Source organism: Kitasatospora sp. NPDC092948 (assembly GCF_044754805.1).
GTDB lineage: Bacteria > Actinomycetota > Actinomycetes > Streptomycetales > Streptomycetaceae > Kitasatospora.
In genome coordinates, this window is record NZ_JBIVPU010000002.1 from 837,115 (window position 1) to 859,956 (window position 22,842).

General features: G+C 73.4%; 21 protein-coding genes and 1 pseudogene. 8 read left to right on the top strand and 14 right to left on the bottom strand.

Going from position 1 to position 22,842, the window contains the following annotated elements; all coding sequences use genetic code 11:
• Nucleotides 1-41 precede the first annotated feature (41 nt).
• Nucleotides 42-1,130: a phosphotransferase enzyme family protein gene (locus ACIQF6_RS08680; RefSeq protein WP_400891767.1), complete on the top strand. Its 1,089-nt coding sequence runs from the start codon at nucleotides 42-44 to the stop codon at nucleotides 1,128-1,130.
• Between the two features lie 17 nt (nucleotides 1,131-1,147).
• Here the strand turns inward: ACIQF6_RS08680 and ACIQF6_RS08685 are convergent, their stop codons facing one another.
• The 5 genes from ACIQF6_RS08685 to ACIQF6_RS08705 form a co-directional block, all read right to left on the bottom strand.
• On the bottom strand, nucleotides 1,148-2,821 hold the full coding sequence (locus ACIQF6_RS08685) for a protein kinase (protein WP_400891770.1): 1,674 nt from the start codon (nucleotides 2,819-2,821) through the stop codon (nucleotides 1,148-1,150).
• Between the two features lie 171 nt (nucleotides 2,822-2,992).
• A complete protein-coding gene (locus tag ACIQF6_RS08690) occupies nucleotides 2,993-4,345 on the bottom strand; it encodes a protein kinase (protein WP_400891772.1) in 1,353 nt (450 codons plus the stop codon).
• Nucleotides 4,346-4,465: 120 nt separating this feature from the next.
• Nucleotides 4,466-5,077, bottom strand: coding sequence for a bacterial proteasome activator family protein (locus ACIQF6_RS08695; protein WP_400891774.1), 612 nt, complete (start codon nucleotides 5,075-5,077; stop codon nucleotides 4,466-4,468).
• 88 nt (nucleotides 5,078-5,165) lie between these two features.
• Entirely contained in the window at nucleotides 5,166-6,206 is a 1,041-nt protein-coding gene (locus ACIQF6_RS08700) for a hypothetical protein (RefSeq protein WP_400891777.1), read from the bottom strand.
• Nucleotides 6,207-6,324: 118 nt separating this feature from the next.
• Nucleotides 6,325-7,293, bottom strand: a complete 969-nt coding sequence (locus ACIQF6_RS08705) for an NAD(P)H-quinone oxidoreductase (protein ID WP_400891780.1) — start codon at nucleotides 7,291-7,293, stop codon at nucleotides 6,325-6,327.
• 151 nt (nucleotides 7,294-7,444) lie between these two features.
• On the opposite strand from ACIQF6_RS08705, the gene ACIQF6_RS08710 reads away from it, so the two are divergent.
• Complete coding sequence (locus ACIQF6_RS08710; protein WP_400891782.1) at nucleotides 7,445-8,551, top strand: potassium channel family protein; 1,107 nt, start codon at nucleotides 7,445-7,447, stop codon at nucleotides 8,549-8,551.
• A gap of 60 nt (nucleotides 8,552-8,611) precedes the next feature.
• Here ACIQF6_RS08710 and ACIQF6_RS08715 read toward each other — a convergent pair whose 3' ends face one another.
• From ACIQF6_RS08715 to ACIQF6_RS08725, 3 genes and pseudogenes are all read right to left on the bottom strand, one after another.
• Nucleotides 8,612-9,826, bottom strand: coding sequence for a molybdopterin molybdotransferase MoeA (locus tag ACIQF6_RS08715; protein WP_400891785.1), 1,215 nt, complete (start codon nucleotides 9,824-9,826; stop codon nucleotides 8,612-8,614).
• A gap of 5 nt (nucleotides 9,827-9,831) precedes the next feature.
• Nucleotides 9,832-10,820 (bottom strand): annotated as a pseudogene (locus ACIQF6_RS08720) (NTP transferase domain-containing protein).
• A 10-nt stretch (nucleotides 10,821-10,830) separates the two neighbouring features.
• The gene (locus ACIQF6_RS08725) at nucleotides 10,831-11,775 is read right to left on the bottom strand and encodes an MBL fold metallo-hydrolase (protein WP_400891787.1); all 945 of its coding nucleotides are present in this window, start codon (nucleotides 11,773-11,775) and stop codon (nucleotides 10,831-10,833) included.
• A gap of 211 nt (nucleotides 11,776-11,986) precedes the next feature.
• Here ACIQF6_RS08725 and manA point away from each other — a divergent pair, with 211 nt between their 5' ends.
• Nucleotides 11,987-13,180 (top strand): mannose-6-phosphate isomerase, class I, encoded by a 1,194-nt coding sequence (manA, locus tag ACIQF6_RS08730; protein WP_400892199.1) that lies wholly within the window; start codon nucleotides 11,987-11,989, stop codon nucleotides 13,178-13,180.
• Here manA and ACIQF6_RS08735 read toward each other — a convergent pair.
• The gene (locus ACIQF6_RS08735) at nucleotides 13,167-13,823 is read right to left on the bottom strand and encodes an HD domain-containing protein (RefSeq protein WP_400891789.1); all 657 of its coding nucleotides are present in this window, start codon (nucleotides 13,821-13,823) and stop codon (nucleotides 13,167-13,169) included. The genes manA and ACIQF6_RS08735 overlap by 14 nt on opposite strands.
• A gap of 32 nt (nucleotides 13,824-13,855) precedes the next feature.
• Here ACIQF6_RS08735 and ACIQF6_RS08740 point away from each other — a divergent pair, with 32 nt between their 5' ends.
• The gene (locus tag ACIQF6_RS08740; protein ID WP_400891791.1) at nucleotides 13,856-15,067 is read left to right on the top strand and encodes a GNAT family N-acetyltransferase; all 1,212 of its coding nucleotides are present in this window, start codon (nucleotides 13,856-13,858) and stop codon (nucleotides 15,065-15,067) included.
• A 73-nt stretch (nucleotides 15,068-15,140) separates the two neighbouring features.
• A complete protein-coding gene (locus tag ACIQF6_RS08745) occupies nucleotides 15,141-15,704 on the top strand; it encodes a dihydrofolate reductase family protein (RefSeq protein WP_400891794.1) in 564 nt (187 codons plus the stop codon).
• A gap of 33 nt (nucleotides 15,705-15,737) precedes the next feature.
• Here ACIQF6_RS08745 and dnaB read toward each other — a convergent pair whose 3' ends face one another.
• A complete protein-coding gene (dnaB, locus tag ACIQF6_RS08750) occupies nucleotides 15,738-17,228 on the bottom strand; it encodes a replicative DNA helicase (RefSeq protein ID WP_400892201.1) in 1,491 nt (496 codons plus the stop codon).
• Nucleotides 17,229-17,806: 578 nt separating this feature from the next.
• Here dnaB and ACIQF6_RS08755 point away from each other — a divergent pair.
• Nucleotides 17,807-19,153, top strand: a complete 1,347-nt coding sequence (locus tag ACIQF6_RS08755) for an MATE family efflux transporter (protein ID WP_400891796.1) — start codon at nucleotides 17,807-17,809, stop codon at nucleotides 19,151-19,153.
• A 73-nt stretch (nucleotides 19,154-19,226) separates the two neighbouring features.
• Here ACIQF6_RS08755 and rplI read toward each other — a convergent pair whose 3' ends face one another.
• The 4 genes from rplI to rpsF all read right to left on the bottom strand — a co-directional run bounded on the left by rplI (nucleotide 19,227) and on the right by rpsF (nucleotide 20,974).
• Nucleotides 19,227-19,673 (bottom strand): 50S ribosomal protein L9, encoded by a 447-nt coding sequence (gene rplI, locus ACIQF6_RS08760; RefSeq protein ID WP_035864395.1) that lies wholly within the window; start codon nucleotides 19,671-19,673, stop codon nucleotides 19,227-19,229.
• 17 nt (nucleotides 19,674-19,690) lie between these two features.
• The gene (rpsR, locus tag ACIQF6_RS08765; protein ID WP_030457605.1) at nucleotides 19,691-19,927 is read right to left on the bottom strand and encodes a 30S ribosomal protein S18; all 237 of its coding nucleotides are present in this window, start codon (nucleotides 19,925-19,927) and stop codon (nucleotides 19,691-19,693) included.
• Nucleotides 19,928-19,994: 67 nt separating this feature from the next.
• Nucleotides 19,995-20,582 carry a single-stranded DNA-binding protein gene (locus tag ACIQF6_RS08770; RefSeq protein WP_400891799.1) on the bottom strand — a complete coding sequence of 196 codons (588 nt, stop codon included), beginning with the start codon at nucleotides 20,580-20,582 and terminating at the stop codon, nucleotides 19,995-19,997.
• 101 nt (nucleotides 20,583-20,683) lie between these two features.
• Nucleotides 20,684-20,974, bottom strand: a complete 291-nt coding sequence (gene rpsF, locus ACIQF6_RS08775; RefSeq protein WP_400304541.1) for a 30S ribosomal protein S6 — start codon at nucleotides 20,972-20,974, stop codon at nucleotides 20,684-20,686.
• Nucleotides 20,975-21,211: 237 nt separating this feature from the next.
• Here rpsF and ACIQF6_RS08780 point away from each other — a divergent pair, with 237 nt between their 5' ends.
• Together ACIQF6_RS08780 and ACIQF6_RS08785 are read left to right on the top strand one after the other, a co-directional pair.
• Nucleotides 21,212-21,517, top strand: a complete 306-nt coding sequence (locus ACIQF6_RS08780; protein ID WP_400891801.1) for a hypothetical protein — start codon at nucleotides 21,212-21,214, stop codon at nucleotides 21,515-21,517.
• A 189-nt stretch (nucleotides 21,518-21,706) separates the two neighbouring features.
• Nucleotides 21,707-22,825, top strand: coding sequence for a lipid II:glycine glycyltransferase FemX (locus tag ACIQF6_RS08785; RefSeq protein ID WP_400891803.1), 1,119 nt, complete (start codon nucleotides 21,707-21,709; stop codon nucleotides 22,823-22,825).
• Nucleotides 22,826-22,842: the final 17 nt, after the last annotated feature.

A 22,842-nucleotide genomic window follows, 5' to 3' on the forward strand; every position in this document is an offset into this window, starting at 1 on the left:
TCTGTCAAGTCGCTATCACGCCGAGTTATACGCTCTGCCCCGTGACGCACGGTCAGACCATCTCCCTCGCACCGGCCCGCCCGGACACCACCGCTCCTCCCACCGGCACTCTCAGCCCCCCGGTCCCACACGCCGCCGTGGCCGGGGTCCTGCAGGCCTACCGCACCGCACCGCCCGACGCGGTGGTGCCGGTGGCGGAAGGACTGCTCAACCGCGGCTATCGGATCGCCACCGCCGACGGCGCCCACTACTTCCTGAAGTGCTACGTCGACCGGGCCACCGCCGGCCGGTCCGCAGTTCTCGGCCAGCACCGCGCCACCGCCGAACTGGCCGCCCGCGGCCTGCCGGTGCCGCCGCCGCTCGCCAACCGGGACGGCCGGACCGTCACCGCCTACGGCGGCCGGCTGTTCGCGCTCTACCCGTGGGTGCCCGGGAACCACCGGCACGGCACCGAACTCGACCCCGTCCGGTGCGGCGAACTCGGCAGCCTGTTGGGAGCACTGCACGGCGCACTCCGCGAAGTCTGCGCCCCGCTGCGCCAGCCGGACGCGGTGCTCAGCTCCGAGACCGAGGAGACCGAGCGGATCGTCCTCGAACTGCGCGACCTGGCCCGGGCGCACCGCCCGTACGGCGCGTTCGACCGGCTCGCCGAGCAGCGCCTGACCGAACGGCTGGAACTGCTCGCCGTGCACCGCCACCGCCGCCCCGGCCCGACCGACGCGCCGCCCGTCGGCTGGTGCCACGGCGACTTCCACGGCCTGAACGTGCTCTACCGGGGCGACGCCGTCAGCGCCGTCCTGGACTGGGACAAGCTCGCCCCGCACCCGGTCGCCGAGGAGGCGGTGCGGGCCGCCACCCTGCTCTTCAACGACCGCACCACCGGCGTCCTGGACCTGGTCCGGGTCCGGCACTGGGCGCGCGCCTACCGGGCGACCGGCGCCGCGAACGCCGAACAGGTCGCCGCCGCGGTGCACCGGGTGTGGTGGGAGCGGCTGAACGACCTGTGGATGCTGCAGTGGCACTACCAGCGCCACGACCACCGGGCCGACCCGCTGTTCCCGGCCTCCGCCGGGCAGCTCACCTGGTGGTGCCAGGACTACGAGCAGGTCATGGACGCGTTCGCCAACTGACCTGCCCGCAGCCCCCGTCAGCCGGCCGGCGCCTGCACCGCCCCGGCGCTGGAGCTCGGCTTGGGCGAGGTGCCCCCGCTCGAACTGGCGGACGGCGAGCTCTTCTCCCCGGTCGGGGTGCTGGCCGAGGCCGAGGACGACGGCTTCGCCGAGTGCGACGCGCTGGCCGAGGCCGAGGCGCTGGGCGAGGCGGAGGCGCTGGGCGACGGCGACCAGCTCGGCGTCTCCTGCTGGTGGCCGGTGCCCTGGCTGCGGGTCGGCGGGGCGCTGGTGGGCCGCTCCGTCGGCAGGTCGGCGGACGGACTGTCGGTGACATGGACGGACGTGTCCGTGGACGGCGTCCGGTCCTTGTTGTCGTGGTTGGCGGTCAGGGCCAGCGCCACCCCGATGGTGGCGGCCAGCACCAGGGCGACCGCGCCCAGCACCCAGCCCCACGGGTTGCGGCGCGGCCGCTCGTCCGGGTCCTCGCCGTCGCCGCCGTTGCCGCCGCCGACGCCCGGGTACGGGCGCGGGGGCGTCTGGTACGCCGCGGCCATCGGGTACGGCAGGGCCTCGGTCATGGCGGCCCCGTCGCCGACCAGGTCGAGCGGCTCGGTGGTCGTGACGGCACCGGCCGAGTGGTCCCAGCCGCCGCCCCCGGCGCCCGCCGCCAGGCCCGCAGCACCCGGCGCCCAGCCCGCGGCGGCCGCGCCGTGCAGCTGCCGCAGCGCGTGCTGCACGTGCGCGCGGAACTCGTCGGCGCTCTGGAACCGGTCGTCCGGGTTCTTCTCCAGCGCCCGCAGCACCAGCGCGTCCAGCTGCGGCGGCACCCGGTCGTTCGCCCGGGACGGCGGCACCGGCGCGTCCTGGACGTGCTGGTACACCACCGCCAGTGGGGTCTCGCCGACGAACGGCGGCCGCAGGGTGAGCAGTTCGTACAGCATGCAGCCGGCCGCGTACAGGTCGGAGCGGTGGTCGACGGCCTTGCCGAGGGCCTGCTCCGGCGACAGGTACTGCGGGGTGCCCATCACCATGCCGGTCTGCGTCATGGTGGTGGCCGCGCCGGTCAGCGCGCGGGCGATGCCGAAGTCCATCACCTTGACCGCGCCGCCGTTGGTGATGATGACGTTGGCGGGCTTGATGTCCCGGTGCACGATGCCGTGCTGGTGGCTGTAGGCCAGTGCCTCCAGCACGCCGGCGGTGATGATCAGCGCCTGATCGACCGGCGGCGCCTCCTCGTCGACCAGCAGCTCGCGGACCGTCCGGCCCTCGACCAGCTCCATCACGATGTACGGGGTGGAATCCGCGCCCTGCTGTTCCTCGCCGGTGTCGTAGACCGCGACGATCGAGTGGTGGTTGAGCGCGGCCACCGAGTGCGCCTCGCGGGTGAAGCGCAGGCGGGCGGTGTCGTCCTCGGCGAGTTCGGAGCGCAGCAGTTTCACCGCCACGGTGCGGCCCAGCCGGAGGTCCTGGGCGGCGAACACCTCGGCCATGCCGCCGCGGCCCAGCCGCCCGGTCAGCCGGTAGCGGCCGTCCCCGACGGTGGGGAAGGGAACCGCGCTGCCCCGCCCGGGAGTTGCGGACCCGACCGGGAGCACCTCGGTCGGCCCGGTGATCTCGTCGGCCCGGCCGTAGTCCTCGTCATGCCCGTACTGGGCGGGTACGTCCCGCTGGTCCGCCCGGCCGTCGTCCGGTCGTTCGCTCTGACCCATCGCTCCTCGCCCCGGGCACTCGCTCGGCGCGCGTTCGCCCTGTCGGTTCCGTCCTCAGCACGCTACCGTCTCGCGCCCGCCGGTGTGGCACGGGACGGCGTGTGCGGGGCTCACAGCGAGCGCTGCGAGCCCGGCCCGAAGCCGAGTTCGAGCAGGGCTTGCGGGCCTGGCTCAGTAGGTCGTGCTCGTGGTGGAGCCGGCCACCGCGATCGCCACGATGACGATGGCGAGAATCACCACACCGACGATCACGCCGACCACGATCAGCGCGGTCGAACAGCCGTTGCTGTTGTTCGCGGGCGGCGCGTACGGCATCACCATCGGACCGGTCGGCGGCCCCGGCATCGGCTGCTGCGGGAACGGCGGCGGGGTGACCTGCGGGAACGGCGGGGGCGTGGCCTGCGGGAAGCCCTGCTGGAACTGCGGCTGCGGGAACGGCGGCGGCGTCTGCGGCGCCTTCTGGAAATGCGGCTGCCCGTACGGCGGCGGGGTCTGCGGCCCGGGCGCGGGCGGGTACGGCTGCGGCGGCATCTGCGGCGGCGGGGTGGCGCCGGTCACCGGCGGGAAGTTGGTCAGCGACGGCGCGGCGTGCACCGACCGCGGCCCCTCGCCGATCACCAGCGGGGTGGACGCCTGCAGCGGCGTGTTGCCCTGCTCGCCCGACGCGACCCGCTCCACCTCCTCGCGCATCGCCTCCGCCGTCGGGAACCGGTGCGCCGGGTCCTTGCGCAACGCCTGCGCCACCAGCGCGTCCACCGCGGGCGTCACCGCCGGGTTCAGCGTGGACGGCGCCGGCGGAGTCTCCTGCACGTGCTTGTACGCAATCGAGAACGCCGAGTCGCCGTCGAACGGCAACTGCCCGCTGAGCAGCTCGAACAGCATGCAGCCCACCGAGTACAGATCGGAGCGGGCGTCCACGCTCTTGCCGAGCGCCTGCTCCGGCGACAGGTACTGCGGGGTGCCGACCACCATGCCGGTCTGCGTCATCGACGTCACCCCGGACTGCAGGGCCCGCGCGATGCCGAAGTCCATCACCTTGACGACGCCCTTGGTGGACACCATCACGTTCGCCGGCTTGATGTCGCGGTGCACCAGCCCCTGGTCGTGCGAGGCCTCCAGCGCCGACAGCACCGCCGCGGTGATCTTCAGCGCCTGCTCGGTCGGCATCGCACCGCGGGTGGTCACCTGCTCGTCCAGCACGTCCTTCAGCGAACGGCCCTCGACGAACTCCATGACGATGTACGGCGTCGCCGTCCCGTCCGGCCCGACGTCCTCGCCGGAGTCGAACACCGAGACGATGTTGGTGTGCTGGAGCCGCGCCACCGCCTGCGCCTCACGCCGGAACCGCTCCTTGAACGAGGCCTCCCGGCCCAGCTCGGTGTGCAGCGTCTTCACCGCGACCTGACGGTCCAGCACCGTGTCGTGGGCCAGGTGGACGGCCGCCATGCCGCCCTGTCCGAGCAGCCGCTGCAACACGTACCGGCCGTGCCCGAGCGAGTGGCCCCCGGTGGTGCCCTCTGTCATGTCCCAGCTCCCCCTCGGCGCGCGGTACTTCCGGACACGGGTCAGGGTAGCGGTTCGGGGCCGCGCCGCAGCGCGGCCCCCTGAGGGCCCTCCCGGGATCCGGGAGCGTCGACGTCCGGACTACAGGTACGGGCCGGAACGCATGCCGCGGCCCGGGCCCTGCTCGTCCAAGTCCCCTTCCACACCGTGCAGTCCGGGCGGCAGCGCCCGCCGCATCTGCTCCAGCTGCGCCCGCGCCGCCATCTGCTGGGCGAACAGCGCGGTCTGGATGCCGTGGAACAGGCCCTCCAGCCAGCCCACCAACTGGGCCTGCGCGATCCGCAGTTCAGCCTCGGTGGGGATGGTGTCGTCGGCGAACGGCAGCGACAGCCGCTCCAACTCCTCGACCAGCTCGGGCGCCAGGCCCAGCTCCAGCTCCTTGATCGAGCTGGCGTGGATGTCCTTCAACCGGGCCCGGCTCGCCTCGTCCAGAGGCGCCGCCCGCACTTCCTCCAGCAGCTGCTTGATCATGCTGCCGATCCGCATCACCTTGGCCGGCTGCTCGACCATCTCGGTCACCGGCAGCTCGCGCGGTTCCTCGTCGTCGTCGCCCCGGCCGAGCCCGCCGACCGGGGCGGTGCCCACCGCCATGCCGTCCGGTCCGACGATCAGCACCTTCGGACTGTCCTCGTGCTTCCCGCTCGACGTCTGGTGGGGCTCCTGCTGCGACCGCTCGTTCATCGGGTAGGTCATAGCTCCTTCATATTCGTCGTCCACCGCGGAGGTCAACGAACCTGGTATCCGGATCGTCCCACCCGGCGGGCGCCCGCGTCGCGCGGCCTCACCGCCGGCGCAGCTTCATTCCGACCAGGCCGAGGCCCAGTCCGATCATGCCCAGTCCGACGCCCAGCGGCAGCTGCTGCGCGGACGGGTCGCCCAGGTGCAGCGGCCCCGCCGGCACCACCGGGCCGGCCTGCGGCGCCCCGCCCGCGACCACCGCGTCGTCCGCACCGCCGCCCGCCGCCGGGGCGGCCGCGTCCTCGTCGCTCCCCCCGGCCACGCCCGGCGTCCCCGCTGTTCCCGGCGCACCCGGCCCGGGTGCCGCCGGCTGCCCGCCGTCCCCGCCGCCGCCGCCCGTCCCGGCCGCCGCCGGCTCCGGCTGCGCCGCGGGCGCGGTCGGCGCCGAGACCGGGGTCGGGGGCACCGCCGGCCGATGATGGTGCGCCCACCCGGGCCGGGACGGCTCCGGGTCGTTCGACGGGGCGCCCGTCGGCTCCGCGCTCGGGGCGGCCGGGGGCTCGGCGGCCGGCTCGGAGCCGGACTCGGCGGGCTCGGCGGGGTGCTCCGCGGACGGCGACGGCTCGGCCGGGACGGACGGCGGGACGGCGGTCGGACCGGCGGGCCCGGCCATCGGGACGGCGGCGGTCGGCCGGGCGGACGGGGCGGCGGCGACGGCTGCCGGTGCACGGGACGGCGCGGCCGGTCCGGCGGGTATGGGGCTCGGGGAGCCCGTCGTCCGGGTCGCGCTCGGGGCGGCGGGCACCGGGACCGGGACGGGGACGGCCGGGGCCGTCCCGGATATCGCGCCGTCGGTCGGCGCCGTCGGCTGCCTGGACTCCACCGCCGCGGCGACCTGCGCGCCCTGCTCCGCGGCCTGTCCCTGCGCGGCGTCCAGCTCCGCCTGCGCCTGCTGCCGGGCGGCGTCCAGTTGCGCCCGGGCCTGCTGTCGGAAGTCGGTCGCCGGATCGGCGGCGAAGACGGGGGCGGCCAGCAGCAGCGGCAGCGCCAGGCCGGTCAACGCGGCTCTGCGGAGCAGCGCGCCGGGGCGGGCGGCGGGGGTGCGGCGCGGGGCCGGGGGCACGGGGCGGCGGCGAGCGAGCATGGAAAGCAGGTCCTCCCGACGGTCGCCCGCACCGGGGTGCGGACGGAGGCGGAACAGCTTGGCTCCAGCCTCACACACTGGGACATTCCGGGCATTTCCGCCGCCCCGAGCCCCTCGCTCACACCTCCAGGACGACCTTTCCGACCTGGTTTCCGGCCTCGACCACGCGGTGCGCCTCGGCGGCCTCGGCGATCGGCAGGACCCGGTCCACCACGGGCCGGACCACGCCCGCCTCGACCAGCGGCCAGACGTGCTCGCGCACCGCGGCGACGATCGCCGCCTTCTCCGCGAGCGGACGCCCGCGCAGGTTGGTGGCGACCAGCGCGGCCCGCTTGGTCAGCAGGGTGGCCAGGTTGATCTCGGCCTTGCTGCCGCCCTGCATGCCGATCACCACGACGCGGCCGTTGACCGCGAGGGCGTCCACGTTCCGCTGCAGGTACTTGGCGCCCATGATGTCGAGGATGACGTCGGCCCCGCCGAGCGCGGCGAGCTCGGCGACGAAGTCCTGCCGGCGGTAGTCGATCAGTACGTCCGCACCGAGCTCCGCGCACCGGGCGAGCTTCTCCGGGCTGCCGGCGGTGACCGCGACCCGGGCGCCGATCGCCTTGGCCAGCTGGATCGCCATGGTGCCGATTCCGCTGGCGCCGCCGTGCAGCAGCACCGTCTCGCCGGGGCGCAGGTGCGCGACCTGGAACACGTTCGACCACACCGTGCACGCCACCTCGGGCAGCGCCGCGGCCTGCGCGGGCGTCAACCCCTTCGGCACCGGCAGCAGTTGGCCGACCGGGACGGCGACCTGCTGGGCGTAGCCGCCGCCGGCGAGCAGCGCGCACACCTCGTCGCCGACCGCCCAGCCGGCCACGCCGGGCCCGAGCGCGGAGATCCGGCCCGCGCACTCCAGGCCGAGGTAGGGCGAACTGCCGGGCGGCGGATCGTAGAGGCCCTGGCGCTGCAGCAGGTCGGCCCGGTTGACCGCGGTGGCGGCGACCTCGACCAGCACTTCGCCGGCCGCCGGAACGGGATCGGGAACCTCGGCCCAGACCAGCCGCTCAGGGCCGCCGGGCTCGGAAATCGTGATGGCTCGCATGACCGCCACGCTACGCCCCGGCCTGCGGGACGCCCCGGCCCCCCGCCGTCAACGGGCAGTCCGTCAAGGGTCGGTGCCCCCGGTGGACAGGGTGGCGACACTCCGCCCCCGGGGTCGGCCGGTGACGCCCCCACCCCCCATCCTTGTGCCTGTGTCGAACTCCAATCCACCCAACGACCCGGGTGCCCGACCGTCCCGTCTGACGCTCAGTCGTTTCCGGGACCAGGGCACCGAAGACACCGACCCCGCCCGCCGGATCGCGCTGCCCGCCCGGCGGACCCGCCCGCCGATGCGTCAGGTCGCCCGCCGCCTGCTGCTGGCCCTGGGCGTCCTGGTGGCGACCACGCTGATCGTGTACGCCGACCACGACGGCTACAACGACAGCGCGAACGGCTCGGTCAGCCTGCTCGACGCGGCGTACTACGCCACCGTCACCCTCTCCACCACCGGCTACGGCGACATCACCCCGGTGAGCGACGGCGCGCGGCTGGTGAACATCCTCGTGATCACGCCGCTGCGCGTGGTCTTCCTGATCATCCTGGTCGGCACGACTCTCGAAGTGCTCACCGAACGCACCCGCCTGCAGTGGCGGATCGAACGCTGGAGGCACATCGTGCGGGACCACACCGTCGTCATCGGCTACGGCACCAAGGGCCGCAGCGCGGTGGACACCCTGCTCGGCCAGGGCGTCCCGAAGGACTCCATCGTGGTGGTCGACCCGCAGCCCCGCGCCATCGACCAGGCCACCCACGACGGCCTGGTCGGCGTGCTCGGCGACGCCACCCGCACCGCGACCCTGATGCGCGCCGAACTGCCGCGCGCCGCGCAGGTCGTGGTCGCCCCCGAACGCGACGACACCGCCGCGCTGATCACCCTGACCGCCCGCCAGCTCAACCGGGGCGCCACCGTGGTCGCCGCCGTCCGCGAGGACGAGAACGCCCCCCTCCTGCGGCAGAGCGGCGCCGACGTGGTGGTCACCTCCTCCAGCTCGGCCGGCCGCCTGCTCGGCATGTCGATGCTCAGCCCCAACGCGGGCGCCGTCATGGAGGACCTGCTCACCTACGGCAACGGCCTGGACGTCGCCGAGCGCCCCGTCACCAAGGCCGAGGCCGGCCAGAGCCCCCGCGACCTCCCCGACCTGGTGGTGGCCGTGGTCCGCGGCCGCCGCGTGCTCAACTACACCGAACCCGAGGCGGCCGTCCTCCAACTCACCGACCGCCTGATCGTCATCAAGCCGGCCACCCCGGTCACGGTCTGACCGGCGGCTCCACCGCCCGGTTCCAGGTGTCGGTTCCACGTGGAACATCCGCCCGGCCGGTCAGGGCAGCGGCAGCACCTCGGCGCGCTCCCCCGCCGTCAGGCCGCCGGGCGGCACCACGGCCAGGGCGTCCGCCCGGGCCAGGCCGCGCAGCATCGCCGGGCCGTCGTACGGCAGCGGGGCGAGGCCGGCGGGGGTGCGGCGGACGGGGTGCAGCCGGGTGTCCGCCGGGTGGCCCGGGAGGGCGGTGGCCAGCGTTTCGGTCGGCCCGGCCCCGGTGCTGCGGCCGGACAGCGCGTGCAGGAGCGGGAGCGCGAGGGTCACGGCGCCGGCGACGGCCGCCAGCGGGTTGCCCGGCAGGCCCACCAGGTGTCGGCCGCCCGGCAGCGCGGCCAGCAGCATCGGGTGCCCGGGCCGCACCGCGACCCCGTCCACCAGCGGATGTCCGCCGGTGGCCGCCAACGCGGCGTGCAGGAAGTCCACCGGCCCGGCCGCGGTGCCGCCGGTGGTCAGCACCAGGTCGGCGGGCGAGTGCCGGATCGCGTCCCGGAGCAGCCCGAAGTCGTCCCGGACGTAGCGGCTGCCGAGCAGTTCGGCCCCCGCGGCGGCCAGCCACGGCGGCAGCAGCGGCCCCAGCGCGTCCCGCACCCGGCCCGGGGCGGGAATCCCCGAGGTCAGCAACTCGTCGCCCAGCAGCAGCAGTTCGACGGTCGGTCGGCGGCGCACGGCCAGCCGGTCGTGCCCGGCGGCAGCCGCCAGGCCGAGCACCGCCGGGGTCACCGGCAGCCCGGCGGGCAGCAGCTCCTCGCCCCGGCGGCACTCCTGCCCGCGCGGCCTGACGTCCTGGCCCGGACCGACCTCACCGTGCAACTGGGCAGTGCCGTCCGGGAGTTCGACCACCCGGCCGCGCTCGCGGCGGAGCACCCCGGTGGCGCCGGACGGCAGCTGGGCGCCGGTGGCGATCTCCACCGCCGCGCCGTCCGCGAGCGGGGCGCAGCTCTGGCCGGCCAGCACCCGGCCGGACAGCCGCCACGGCCCCGGCCCGGCCACCGCCCAGCCGTCCATCGCCGAAGTGTCGAAGGCGGGCAGGTCGGTGAGCGCGGTCAACGGCTCGGCGAGGGTCCGCCCGACCGCGGCCGCGGCCGGCAGCAGCTCCACCGGCAGCGCGCGCACCGCCGCCCGCGCGGTCCGCCGGGCCAGCGGCCACGGGCAGCCACGCACGGTCGCGGCCGGCCCCACCGCACCGGCCGGGTCCACCGTCGTCCGGCCTGCCACGCCGCTCACCGCTGCGCCGGGCCGTCCGCCTCGGCAGCCCAACGCTCGGCCAGCGCGGTCGCCTTCGCCGACGCCTCGGCCACCGCCTCGGCCCCGCCGCCGTTCCGCGCCGCCGCGTACCCGACCAGGAACGCCGTCAACGGCGCCGCCGGGCGCTCCACGCCGTGCGCCACCACCCGCGTCATGTCCAGCAGGCCCCGGACGTCCACCGCCAGATCCAGCCCCAGTTCGGCGGCGGCCGCAGCCATCCACTCGTCCAATGTGCGCTCCATGACGCCCATGCTGCCCGATCCCGGCCACCGCAGGCCGCTTCCGGCCGCAGCGCCACGCACCGGCCCCACCCCACCGGCGTGCCCGCCCGGCCCACGGAACGCCGACCCGCGGCCCTGCGCCCGGCCCCCGGTGGCCCGTCTCAGGGCTGCCCCGCCGCCCGCCGCCGGGCCGAGGCCAGTTCGGCCGGGGTGTCGCAGTCGAAGGACGCGCCTGCCGGGTCGGGCACCCGGAGCAGGTGCAGGCCTGCGGTCATCGCCCGCAGTGGCCGGCCGGCCGGGTCGCCGAGCGACGCGAGTGCGTCGCGCAGCGCGGCGGTGCGGTACGCGGCGGCGAGTGGCTGGTCGCGGCCGTCGGCGTCGACCAGCAGGGCGCCGTCCGTGTCGCCGACCGCGGCCACCAGCCGGGCCACGGTAAGGGGGTCCAGGAAGGGAAGGTCCGCGGCCAGCAGCAGGACCAGCGGGGCCGACACCTCGGGGAGCGCGGCGGCCACCGCGGCCAGCGGGCCGCCGCCGGGCGGGTTCTCCCGGAGCCAGTGGACGTCGGTGCGGTCGGTGGGCCGTCGCGGGCCGACCACCAGGGTCCGGCGGGCTCCGGCACAGGCGGTCAGCACCCGGTCCAGCAGCGGGCGTCCCCCGACCGTCAGGGCCGGCTTGTCCGCGCCGCCGAGCCGCCGGCCCGCCCCGCCGGCCGCCACCACCGCGTCGTACGGCAACTGCGTCATCCGCGCAGTATCACCGCTCGTCGCCCGGCTCGTCCTCCGGCCCCTCCTCGACGATCTCCGCGTCGATGATGTCGTTGTCCTCCTGCGGGATGCGGCCGCGGCCGACGTTCGCCGCCGCGCCGAGCTCCAGGATGGCCGGCAGGGTCAGGCCGCCGTAGCGCTCGTTCATGGCGGTGGCCAGCGCCTCGGCGTCCTGCGGGTGGTCGGCCAGTGCCTCGTCGAAGTCGCGCAGGTATTCGGCGGTGAAGCCCAGCACCCGGTGCGCCGCGTCGTCCATGCCGGGGGCGCGGTGCCCGGCGATCACCCGGTCCACCCGGAGATCGGCGATCCGGCCCAGGTTGTGCGACCACTGGCCGCGGGCGGCCGGGTCGGTGTCGGCCGTCCAGACGTGGGTGCCGTTGTAGACGAAGTCGCCCGCCAGCACGGTGTGGATGCTCGGCAGGTACACCACCGTGGAGCCCGCACTGTCGGCCTGGCCGAGCGTCAGCACCCGGATCAGCTGGCCGTCGATCATCAGCGGCTGCGGCAGCAGCGGGGCGGGCAGCAGCGGCTGGTCGGGGATGTCGTCGCCGTAGATCGGCTTCCACTGCGCCACCTTGGCCGCCGCGGTCTGCCGGATGCCCTCCACCACCGTCGGCGCGGCCAGCAGCTGCGCGTCCGGGAACAGCCGCAGCACCTCGTCCGCGCCGAAGTAGTGGTCCGGGTGCTGGTGGGTGACCACGATCGCCAGCAGCTGCCGGCCCTTGGCCGCGATCCACTCGGCGAGCTCCCGGCCCGCGCTGCGGGTCAGCTGGGCGTCCACCAGGATCGCCGTGCGCTCGCCCATGATCAGGCTGGAGGTGGCGAAGAACGCGCTCTCCGGACCGGTGAAGACATCGACCTCCAGCGGGCGGAAGGGCGGCGCGGCACCCGCCCCACGGCCCTCGGCGTTCTCGTCGGGCGGTGACGCGGTCACGGCTGCTCCCCTGGTCGGTGTTCGGTCGCGGGCCCGATCGGCCCCGATTACCGTCCACCCTCTCCGGAAGACCCCTCCGATGCCGGGTCGGCGCGCCCAGGAGAGTGATCACTGGCACCACCGGGCGACCAGGGACGTCAGCTATTGTCGGTGGTCCCCGCACACGGGCCACCGCTGCGCACGCATGCCCGCACGCATCTGGGAGTACTCGATGGACCGGCTCGACAACACCGTCCGCGACTACGCCTGGGGGTCGGCGACCGCCATCCCCGAGCTGCTCGGCCGGCCCGCCCCGGGTGGACCGCAGGCCGAGTTGTGGATGGGCGCGCACCCCGGTGCGCCCTCGGTGGTCGACCGCGGCAACGGCCCGGTGCCGCTCGACCGGGTGATCGCCGCCGACCCGACGGCCGAGCTCGGCGCCGCCGCCGTCGAGCAGTTCGGGCCCACCCTGCCGTTCCTGCTGAAGGTGCTGGCCGCCGCCGTCCCGCTGTCCATCCAGGCCCACCCCACCCGGGCCGAGGCGGTGGCCGGCTACGCCGACGAGGAGCAGCGCGGCATCTCGGTCGACGCGTCGCACCGCAACTACCGGGACGACAACCACAAGCCCGAACTGGTCTGCGCGCTCAGCGAGTTCGAGGGCCTGTGCGGCTTCCGGACGCCCGCCGGGGCGGCCGACCTGATGGCCTCCCTCGACGTGCCCGGGCTGGACCCGCTGATCGACCTGCTGCGCACCGAGCCGGAGCCCGAGGCGCTGTCCGGCGCGCTCGCCGAGGCACTCGCGCTGACCGGCGAACAGGGCCGGGCCACCGTGGACGCGGTGGCCCGCGCCGTCACCGCCTCCGCCCCGTCCGACCCGACCGGCGAGCTGGCCGGCTACGCCTTCGCCGCCGCCGAGCACCCCGGCGACCCGGGCCTGGTCGCCGCCCTGCTGCTCAACTACGTCCGCCTGCAGCCCGGCGAGGCCCTCTACCTCGGCGCCGGCGTGCCGCACGCCTATCTGCGCGGCACCGGCGTGGAGATCATGGCCAACTCCGACAACGTGCTGCGCTGCGGGTTCACCCCGAAGCACGTGGACGTCCCCGAGCTGCTGAAGGTGGTGGCCTTCCGCAGCGGCCGCCCGGAGATCATGCGCCCCGAGCCCGACGCGGACGGCGAGCTGCTCTACCCGGTGCCGATCGACGAGTTCCGGCTCTCCCGCTACCACCTCGCCGAGCGCCCCGTCGTGCTGCCGGGCGACGCCCCGCAGATCCTGTTCTGCACCGGCGGAACGGTCGAACTCACCTCCGACGGGCAGGAGTTGACCCTCCGCCAGGGCGAGTCGGCGTTCCTGCCGGCGAACGGCGCGAAGACCGTGCTGACCGGCGCCGGCGCACACGTCTTCCGCAGCACCGTCACGCTGGCATAGAGCCTGCGGCGCTCACACTCGCCGGAAAGAGCGACTGGTACGCCAGGCGCTGCTCCGCGCCGTCGCCGATTTCGGTGAGCAGCTCGTCCAGGGCGAGGAACGCCTCCCACCGCTCGCCGCCGCCGGCCCGGACCAGGGCGGTGACCAGCAGGTCCTCCAGCTCCGGGAGCCGCTTGTTCTTCCACACCTTGTCGGCCAGGGACACCAGGAGGTCCTCCACCCCGGTGTCCGGGCCCCAGGTGGCGTGGCCGGCCGCGAAGCGGGCCAGTCGCGGGGCGACGCCCGCCGCCAGCAGCAGCTCCCGGCCGGCCGGTTCGTGCGCCGAACCGGGGGCGGACAGCTCGGCGCGGTGCACGGCCTTCCCGATGTCGTGGGTGGCCGCGCCGAACAGCACCGCCGCCCGGTCGAACGACAGCCCCGGGCAGGACGCCGCGAGCCGGTCCGTGAGCCGCACCGCCACGTCGTGCACCAGCCGCAGATGCGCCACCAGCCGCGGCGGTGCGGCCAACTCGGCCAGCAGCGACGTCACTTCGTCCGGCAGCGGGCACAGTCGCAGATCGTCGTGTTCGGTCACGGCGGGCGAGGCTACCAGCACAAATTCGCTTGACCCGGCAGCGGGCCGCCATTGCACTGGGGCAGGCATTCGTCCGGCGACTGCGGGGAGGCAGCACAGCCATGGAGATACGTTCCACCACCGAGAAGGACCTCGACGTCTTCGTCGACACCGTGTTCGCCGCGTTCGGGAAGTTCCCGACGCCGCCGGAGGAGGACGGCAGCGGGGTCTGGTGGTCGGCGCTGGAACCGGAGCGCGGGCTGCTCGCCGTCACCGAGGACGGGCGGCCGGTCGGCACCGCGTGCGCGTACTCCTTCGAGCTGACGCTGCCCGGCGGGGCGACCGTCCCGGTGCCCGGAATCAGCTGCGTCGGCGTGCTGCCCTCGCACCGGCGGCAGGGCGTGCTCACCGCGATGAAGCGCCGTCAACTCGCCGACCTGCGCGAGCGCGGCGAGATCATGTCGGTGCTGCTGGCCTCCGAGGCGGTGATCTACCGGCGGTTCGGCTACGGCCCGGCCACCTACAGCCGGCGGCTGACCGTCCCCCGGAACCGGGCCGCGCTCGCCCCGTCGCGGGCCGGCGAACAGCCGACCGGCACCGTCGAACTGCTCCGCGGCAGCGACTGCCGCGACCTGCTGGAGCAGATCTACGACCGCTACCGCCGTGCCCAGCCCGGCGCGCTCTCCCGCCCGCCCCGCTGGTGGGCCCGGCGGGCCGGGCACCCTCCGATCGCCCCCACGCCGCGCTACATCGCCCTCCACCGGGACGCCGACGGCACCCCGGACGGGTACGCCAGCTACTCCCTAGACGACGCCGGCACCCTGCTGGTCGACGAGACCGTCGCCCTCGACGACGCCGCGTTCACCGCGCTGGCCCGCTGCCTGCTCGGCCACGACCTGGTCACCGAGGTCGTGTTCCGGCACCTCCCGCCCGGCAGCCCGCTGCCCTGGCAGCTGGCCGACTTCGGCGCCGGCCGGCTCGACAACCACACGGACTGGCTCTGGGTCCGCCTGCTCGACGTCCCCCGCGCCCTCACCGCCCGCAGCTGGTCCGCGGACGGCGACCTCGTCCTCGACGTCGACGACCCGTTCCTCGGCGAGCGCACCCGCCACCTGCTGACCGTCCGCGACGGGCGCGCCGAGTGCACCCCCACCGACCGCGAGCCCGACCTGTCCCTCGACATCAGCGACCTCGGCTCGATCTACCTCGGCGGCACCACCCCCAGCACCCTGGTCCGGGCCGGCCACATCCGCGCCCACCACCCGGCCGCCGCCGCCCGCGCCGACGCGATGTTCCGCGCCGAGCGCGAACCGCACTGCCTGCACTGGTTCTGACAGTCCCTCGCCCTATCGTTCGTGGCAGGTTCTCGGCGCTCGTGACGGACATCCACGGACGGAAGGCTGGGCCATGCGGAAACTGATCTACGGCATGAATCTGACCCTGGACGGCTACATCGCCGCAGCCGGCGACGACATCGACTGGAGCGGACCGAGCCCCGAACTGTTCCAGTGGTGGCTCGAACACGAGCAGGAGACCGAGCTATCGCTGTACGGGCGCAAGCTGTGGGAGACGATGAGCTCCTACTGGCCGACCGGCGACCGACAGCCCGGCGCCACCCCGGCGCAGATCGAGTTCGCCCGGAACTGGCGGGACACGCCGAAGGTCGTGTTCTCCTCGACGATCGACACGGTCGAGTGGAACGCCCGGCTGGTCACCGGCGACGCCGTCGCCGAGATCACCCGGCTCAAGGCCGAGGACGGCGGCCCGATGAACATCGGCGGCGCGACGCTGGCCGCGGCCGCCGTGCGCGCCGGGCTGATCGACGAGTACGTGATCGCCGCCCACCCGGTCCTGGTGGGCGGCGGCACGCCGTTCTTCACCGCGCTGGACAGCTGGGTGAACCTGAACCTGCTGGAGACCCGGACGTTCCCCGGCGGCGTGGTCCTGACCAGGTACGAAACGAGGCGCTGAGCAGCCCCCCGGGATGGGCGCGGACCGTGCCGGTCAGGTCACGTCGCGGGTCATGTCCACGAAGCGCGAGTAGTGGCCCTGGAAGGCGACGGTGATGGTGGCGGTCGGGCCGTTACGGTGCTTGGCCACGATCAGGTCCGCCTCGCCGGCCCGCGGGGACTCCTTCTCGTAGGCGTCCTCGCGGTGCAGCAGGATGACCATGTCGGCGTCCTGCTCGATCGAGCCGGACTCACGCAGGTCGGAGACCATCGGCTTCTTGTCGGTGCGCTGTTCGGGGCCACGGTTCAACTGGGAGAGCGCGATCACCGGGATCTCCAGCTCCTTCGCCAGCAGCTTCAGGTTTCGGGACATGTCCGAGACCTCCTGCTGGCGGCTCTCGGCCCGTCGCGAGCCACCGGCCTGCATCAGCTGCAGGTAGTCGATGACCACCAGGCGCAGGTCGTTGCGCTGCTTCAGCCGCCGGCACTTGGCACGGATCTCCATCATCGACAGGTTCGGCGAGTCGTCGATGTACAGCGGTGCGGCGCTCACCTCGGGCATCCGCCGGGCCACCCGCGTCCAGTCGTCGTCGGTCATGTTGCCGGAGCGCATGTGGTGCAGCGCCACCCGGGCCTCCGCCGACAGCAGGCGCATGGCGATCTCGTTGCGGCCCATTTCGAGCGAGAAGATCACGCTCGGCAGATTGTTGTGGATCGAGCAGGCCCGCGCGAAGTCCAGTGCGAGCGTGGACTTTCCCATCGCGGGACGGGCCGCGATGACGATCATCTGGCCGGGGTGGAGGCCGTTGGTGAGCTGGTCGAAGTCGGCGAAGCCGGTGGGGACGCCGGACATCTGGCCGGACCGGGAGCCGATCGCCTCGATCTCGTCGAGGGCGCCCTCCATGATGTCGGCGAGCGGGGCGTAGTCCTCGTTGGTGCGCTGCTCGGTGACGGCGTAGATCTCGGCCTGGGCGGCGTTGACGATGTCGTCGACGTCGCCCTCGGCGGCGTAGCCCATGCCGGCGATCCGGGTGCCCGCCTCGACCAGGCGGCGCAGCACGGCGCGTTCGTGGACGATCTCGGCGTAGTACTCGGCGTTGGCCGCGGTGGGGACGGAGTTGACCAGGGTGTGCAGGTAGGAGGCGCCGCCGACGCGGACCAGCTCGCCGCGTTTGGTGAGCTCGCCGGCCACCGTGATCGGGTCGGCGGGCTCGCCGCGGGCGTAGAGGTCGAGGATCGCGCCGTGGATCAGCTCGTGGGCGGGCCGGTAGTAGTCGGCGGGCTTGAGCACCTCGACCACGTCGGCGATGGCGTCCTTGGAGAGCAGCATGCCGCCGAGCACGGACTGCTCCGCCGCCAGGTCCTGCGGGGGGACGCGTTCGAAGCCCTCGCCGCCGAAGCCGGTCTCGCCGTCGCGGTCGCGCCGGTCGCCCTTGCCGGGGAAGCGGTCGCCCTTGCCGCCGCCGTCGCGGCGCTGGAAGCCTCCGCCACCGCCCGGTCCGCCGGAGCCGTTGGCGGCGTTGTTCGAACGGCGGGTGGCGGGCAGGCGGTCGCCGGGGACGTCGGGGAAGGCGTCGAGCGGGAAGGCGTCGTCGGACGGCTGCCAGTCGTCCTCCGGGGGCGGAGGGGCGTCGTGGTCGTCGTACTGGGGGCCGGTCACGCGTGTTCCCCGATCAGCGGTTGGTGCGAGTTGGTGCGGGCCTGTCCGGTGCGGGCGCTCTGTCCTTCATACGCCACCGAGCCGACAGTTCCGGCTGTGTGCGGGGCGGTGTCGCGCGGCCACCGGGGTCTGGTCCGGAGCCACGGTACGGGGGTGCGGGCAGTTCCTCCAAGACGGTTATCCACAGGGCATGTGGATAAGTGCTCGGAGGCTGTGGAGAACCCCCGGAAAGCTGTGCACAACCCTGTGGACACCGCTGTGGATAACCACACGATCGCCCCGGTGTCAACTCGCTGACCTGCGGCGACCCCTTCCCCACCCTGTGCATGAGAAATTCTTCACACAGCTGGGGACGAGACCGACCACCTGTTCGATCGGCCGTTCGATCCACCGTCCGTCCACAGGAGAAGTAAGAGACAAAACCCACTAGCGATCATTACCTGTGGATGAGTAGGGTGGACGTCATGCCCGCGACGTCCACCCGTCCTGCCCCCGCCGCCGAACGCCGCCGCCACGACCGCGAGATCCTCGCCCTGGCGATCCCGGCCTTCGGCGCGCTGGTCGCCGAACCGCTCTTCCTGATGGCCGACTCCGCGATCGTCGGCCACCTCGGCACCGCCCAGCTGGCCGGCCTCGGCATCGCCTCCGCCGCGCTCGCCACCGCCGCCGGGATCTTCGTCTTCCTCGCCTACGCCACCACCGCCGCGGTCGCCCGCCGGATCGGCGCCGGCGACCGCCGGGCCGCCGTCCAGCAGGGCATCGACGGGATCTGGCTGGCGCTGATCCTCTCCGCCGGCATGGTCGTGCTCACGCTGGCCCTCGCCCCGCAGGCCGCCCAACTGCTCGGAGCCTCCCCCACCTCCGCCCCGTACGCCGTCACCTACCTGCGGATCAGCGCCCTCGGCGTGCCCGCGATGCTGCTGGTGCTGGCCGCCACCGGCGTGCTGCGCGGGTTCCAGGACACCCGCACCCCGCTGCTGGTGGCGATCGGCGGGTTCGGCGCCAACCTGCTGCTCAACCTCGGCCTGGTGTACGGCGCCGGCCTCGGGGTGGCCGGCTCCGCCTGGGGCACCGTGATCGCGCAGAACGCGATGGCCGCGGTGTACGTGGCCGTGGTGGTCCGCGGCGCCCGCCGGGAGGGCGCCGGGCTGCGGCCCGACCTCGCCGGCATCAAGGCCTCCGCCCGGGCCGGCGGCCCGCTGGTGGTGCGCACCCTGAGCCTGCGCGCCGCCCTGCTGCTGGCCACCGCGGTGGCCGCGCACCTGGGCGACGTCGAGATCGCGGCCCACCAGATCACCATGACCATCTGGTCGTTCATGGCCTTCGCGCTGGACGCCGTGGCGATCGCCGGCCAGGCCATCATCGGCCGCTGCCTGGGCGCCGGTGACCTGCCGGGCGCCCGTGCGGCGACCCGGCGGATGGTCGAGTGGGGCATCGGCGCGGGCGTGCTGCTGGGCCTGCTGATGGTGCTGGCCCGGCCGCTGTACATCCCACTGTTCACCGACGACCCGTCGGTGCGGGGCCTGCTGTCCACCGTGCTGCTGCTGGCGGCGCTGACCCAGCCGATCGGCGGCCTGGTGTTCGTGCTGGACGGCGTGCTGATGGGCGCCGGCGACGGCGGCTACCTGGCCTGGGGGATGCTGGCCGCGCTGCTGCTGTTCGTCCCGGCCGCCCTGGCGGCGCCCGCGCTGGGCCTGGGCCTGGCCGGCCTGTGGTGGGCGATGGGCCTGTTCATGCTGGCCCGGGCCGCGGTCCTGACCGGCCGGATACGCACCGGCCGCTGGATGGTGACCGGCGCCGTCCGGGCCTGAGCCCCCCGTACGCACGGCGAAGGGGCCGGACTCCGCGTGGAGTCCGGCCCCTTCGTCAGCTCTGCGGCAGAGATCAGGCAGCGACGACGGCGACGTCGAGGTTGGCCTGAACGTCCGAGTGCAGCTTGACCGAGACCTTGTGGGTGCCCACGGTCTTGATCGGCGAGGCGATCGCGACGGCGCGCTTGTCCACGGCCGGGCCGTTGGCGGCCTTGATGGCCTCCACGACGTCGGCCTGGGTCACCGAGCCGAACAGGCGGCCGGCGTCGCCGGAGCGAACGGCCAGCTTGACCTGCAGGCCCTCGAGCTTGGCCTTGACCTCGTTGGCGGCCTCGAGGGTCTGGATGGCGTGGATCTTCCGGGCGCGACGGATGGCGTCGACGTCCTTCTGACCGCCCTTGGTCCAGCGGATGGCGAAGCCACGCGGGACCAGGAAGTTGCGGGCGTAGCCGTCCTTGACCTCGACGACCTCGCCGGCGCTGCCGAGGCCGGGGACCTCGTGAGTGAGGATGATCTTCATTGTTCGGTCACCCTCTCTTAGCGCGTGGTGGAGGTGTAGGGCAGCAGGGCCATCTCACGGCTGTTCTTCACGGCCGTGGCGACGTCACGCTGGTGCTGGGTGCAGTTGCCGGTGACCCGGCGGGCACGGATCTTGCCGCGGTCGGAGATGAACTTCCGCAGCAGGTTCGTGTCCTTGTAGTCCACGTAAGTGGCCTTGTCCTTGCAGAAGACGCAAACCTTCTTCTTCGGCTTGCGAGCAGGCGGCTTCGCCATTGTGTGCTCCGTTAAGTACGAGATCTGTCAGCGTTGCCGGGCCCTCGACGGGCCCGACACGCACCGCTTAGAACGGGGGCTCTTCCGAGTAGCCGCCGCCGGAGTTTCCACCCCAGCTGCCGCCCTGGTTACCACCGGACGGGGCGCTGGACGCCCACGGGTCGTCGGACGGGCCGGACTGGCCGCCGCCGGAGTTTCCACCCCAGCTGCCGCCACCCTGGTTGCCGCCGCCGTACCCGCCGCCGCCCTGCTGGCCGCCGAAGCCACCGCCGCCGCCGGGACCGCCGGAGCGGTTGGCGCGGGTGACCTTGGCGGTCGCCGAGCGCAGGCTCGGGCCGACCTCATCGACCTCGACCTCGAAGACCGTCCGCTTTTCGCCTTCCTTGGTCTCGTAAGACCGCTGGCGCAGTCGGCCCTGCACGATCACGCGCATGCCGCGCTGCAGCGACTCGGCCACGTTCTCCGCCGGCTGACGCCAGACATTGCACGTGAGGAAGAGGCTTTCGCCGTCCTTCCACTCGTTGGTCTGACGGTCGAAGGTGCGCGGGGTGGACGCGATGCGGAACTTGGCCACCGCGGCGCCCGAGGGAGTGAAACGCAGCTCGGGGTCGTCGACGAGGTTGCCGACGAGGGTGATGACGGTCTCGCCTGCCATGTGGTGATGACCTCTCGGAAAGAAGTTCTGCGGTGCTCGTCAGCGGTGTTCCACGTGGAACACCGGACGCGAGCCCTCCGGCGCGTACGCCGGAAGTGGGCTCAGTGGGTGTCCGGGCGCAGGACCTTGGTCCGCAGAACCGACTCGCTCAGGCTGAGCTGGCGGTCGAGCTCCTTGACGACCTCGGGCGTGGCCTTGAGGTCGATGACCGAGTAGATGCCCTCGGACTGCTTGTTGATCTCGTACGCCAGGCGACGACGACCCCAGGTGTCGATCTTCTCAACCTTGCCGCCGCCGGTGCGGACGACGTTGAGGAAGCTCTCGATCAGGGGGGCGACAGCGCGCTCCTCGACCGACGGGTCGAGGATCACCATCAGCTCGTAGTGACGCATGTGTAACCCACCTCCTTTGGACTCAACGGCCACGGTCTCTCCGTGGCAGGAGGGTTGTGCGCGTCGGCACCGGCGGTCGGGGCACGTGAACACGCCCCTACACCAGTGCAGAGGGGCCAGCCTACCGGGTGAGCCGACCGGCGGACAAAACACCGGGATCCCGGGGTTGTCATTTCCCTCACATCAGTATCAATCTGGACAGAACGAACGTTCCCTCCACCACAGGAGGTGGGTCCTATGGCGCAGAACGTCCACCGCCCGCAGTTCACCCTCAACACCGACGGCAACCCGCACCCGCGGGAGAACGCCCTGGTCGGGGTGACCCTGCTGCTCGGCGCGGTCGCCTTCGTCACCTCGTTCTTCTACAACCTCCACCTGCTCAGCTCGTGGACCGGACTGGCCGGGATCATCGCCGGCATGGTCGGCCTGTTCGTCTCGGTCACCACCGCCGAACGCTTCCTGGTGGTGATCGGGACGGGCGCCGCCGCATTCGGCCTGTTCCTCGGCGTGGCGCACGGGGGACTCTTCGGGGGCGTGTGGTGACCACCGCGCGCGGTGGGACCGGGTGAACCTGTCCGACGGCGCGCAACCTCCGGTGCCCTCCCGGCGTAGTACCTGTGCCAGCAGGTACGAACGGGGGGGCACAACCATGTCGGACCGCATCCAGGTCGAATCGGACCATTCGGGCGATAGGGTCACCCTGGGTAAGTCTGACGAGGAGGAGCACGGAGCATGAGCCTGCGTCTGCGGACGATCACGCGTGAGGAACACCTGGCATTCGTGCAGAGCCGGCCCTCGGCCAGCCACATGCAGGTGCCCTCCTGGGCGGACGTCAAGGCGGAGTGGCGCGCCGAGAGCCTCGGCTGGTTCGACGCCTCCGGCGAGCTGGTCGGCGCCGGACTGGTGCTCTACCGCCAGCTGCCCAAGGTGAAGCGGTACCTGGCGTACCTGCCGGAGGGCCCGGTCATCGACTGGTTCGACCCGGACCTCGACCGCTGGCTGAAGCCGATGCTGGCGCACCTGAAGTCGCAGGGCGCGTTCTCGGTGAAGATGGGCCCGCCGGTGGTGGTCCGCCGCTGGGAGGCCGCCACCATCAAGGAGGCGATCGCCTCCAAGGAGGCCAAGCGGCTGCGCGACGTCGAGCCGGACTGGTCCGAGCCGCGCGCCCTGGAGGCCGCCGAACGCCTGCGCCGCTCCGGCTGGCTGCAGGGCGAGGACGGCGGCGCCGGCTTCGGCGACGTGCAGCCCCGCTACGTGTTCCAGGTGCCGCTCGGCGGCCGCTCGCTGGACGACGTCCAGCGCGGCTTCAACCAGCTGTGGCGGCGCAACATCAAGAAGGCGGAGAAGACCGGCGTCGAGGTGGTCCAGGGCAGCTACGAGGACCTCGCGGTCTTCCACAAGCTGTACGTGGTCACTGCCGAGCGCGACCACTTCACCCCCCGCCCGCTGTCCTACTTCCAGCGGATGTGGAAGTCGCTCACCGCCGAGGACCCCAACCGGATGCGGCTCTACCTCGCCTACCACGAGGGCGAGGCGCTGGCCGCCACCACGATGCTCACCGTCGGTGAGCACGTCTGGTACTCCTACGGCGCCTCCGCCAACCACAAGCGCGAGGTGAAGCCGTCCAACGCCATCCAGTGGCGGATGATCCGCGACTCGTACGCGCTCGGCGCGAGCGTCTACGACCTGCGCGGCATCAGCGACACGCTGGACGAGGACGACCACCTGTTCGGACTGATCCAGTTCAAGGTCGGCACCGGCGGACAGGCCGCGGAGTACCTCGGCGAGTGGGACTACCCGCTCAACAAGCTGCTGCACAAGGCGCTCGACCTCTACATGTCGCGCCGCTGAACCTTTACAGGGAGAAC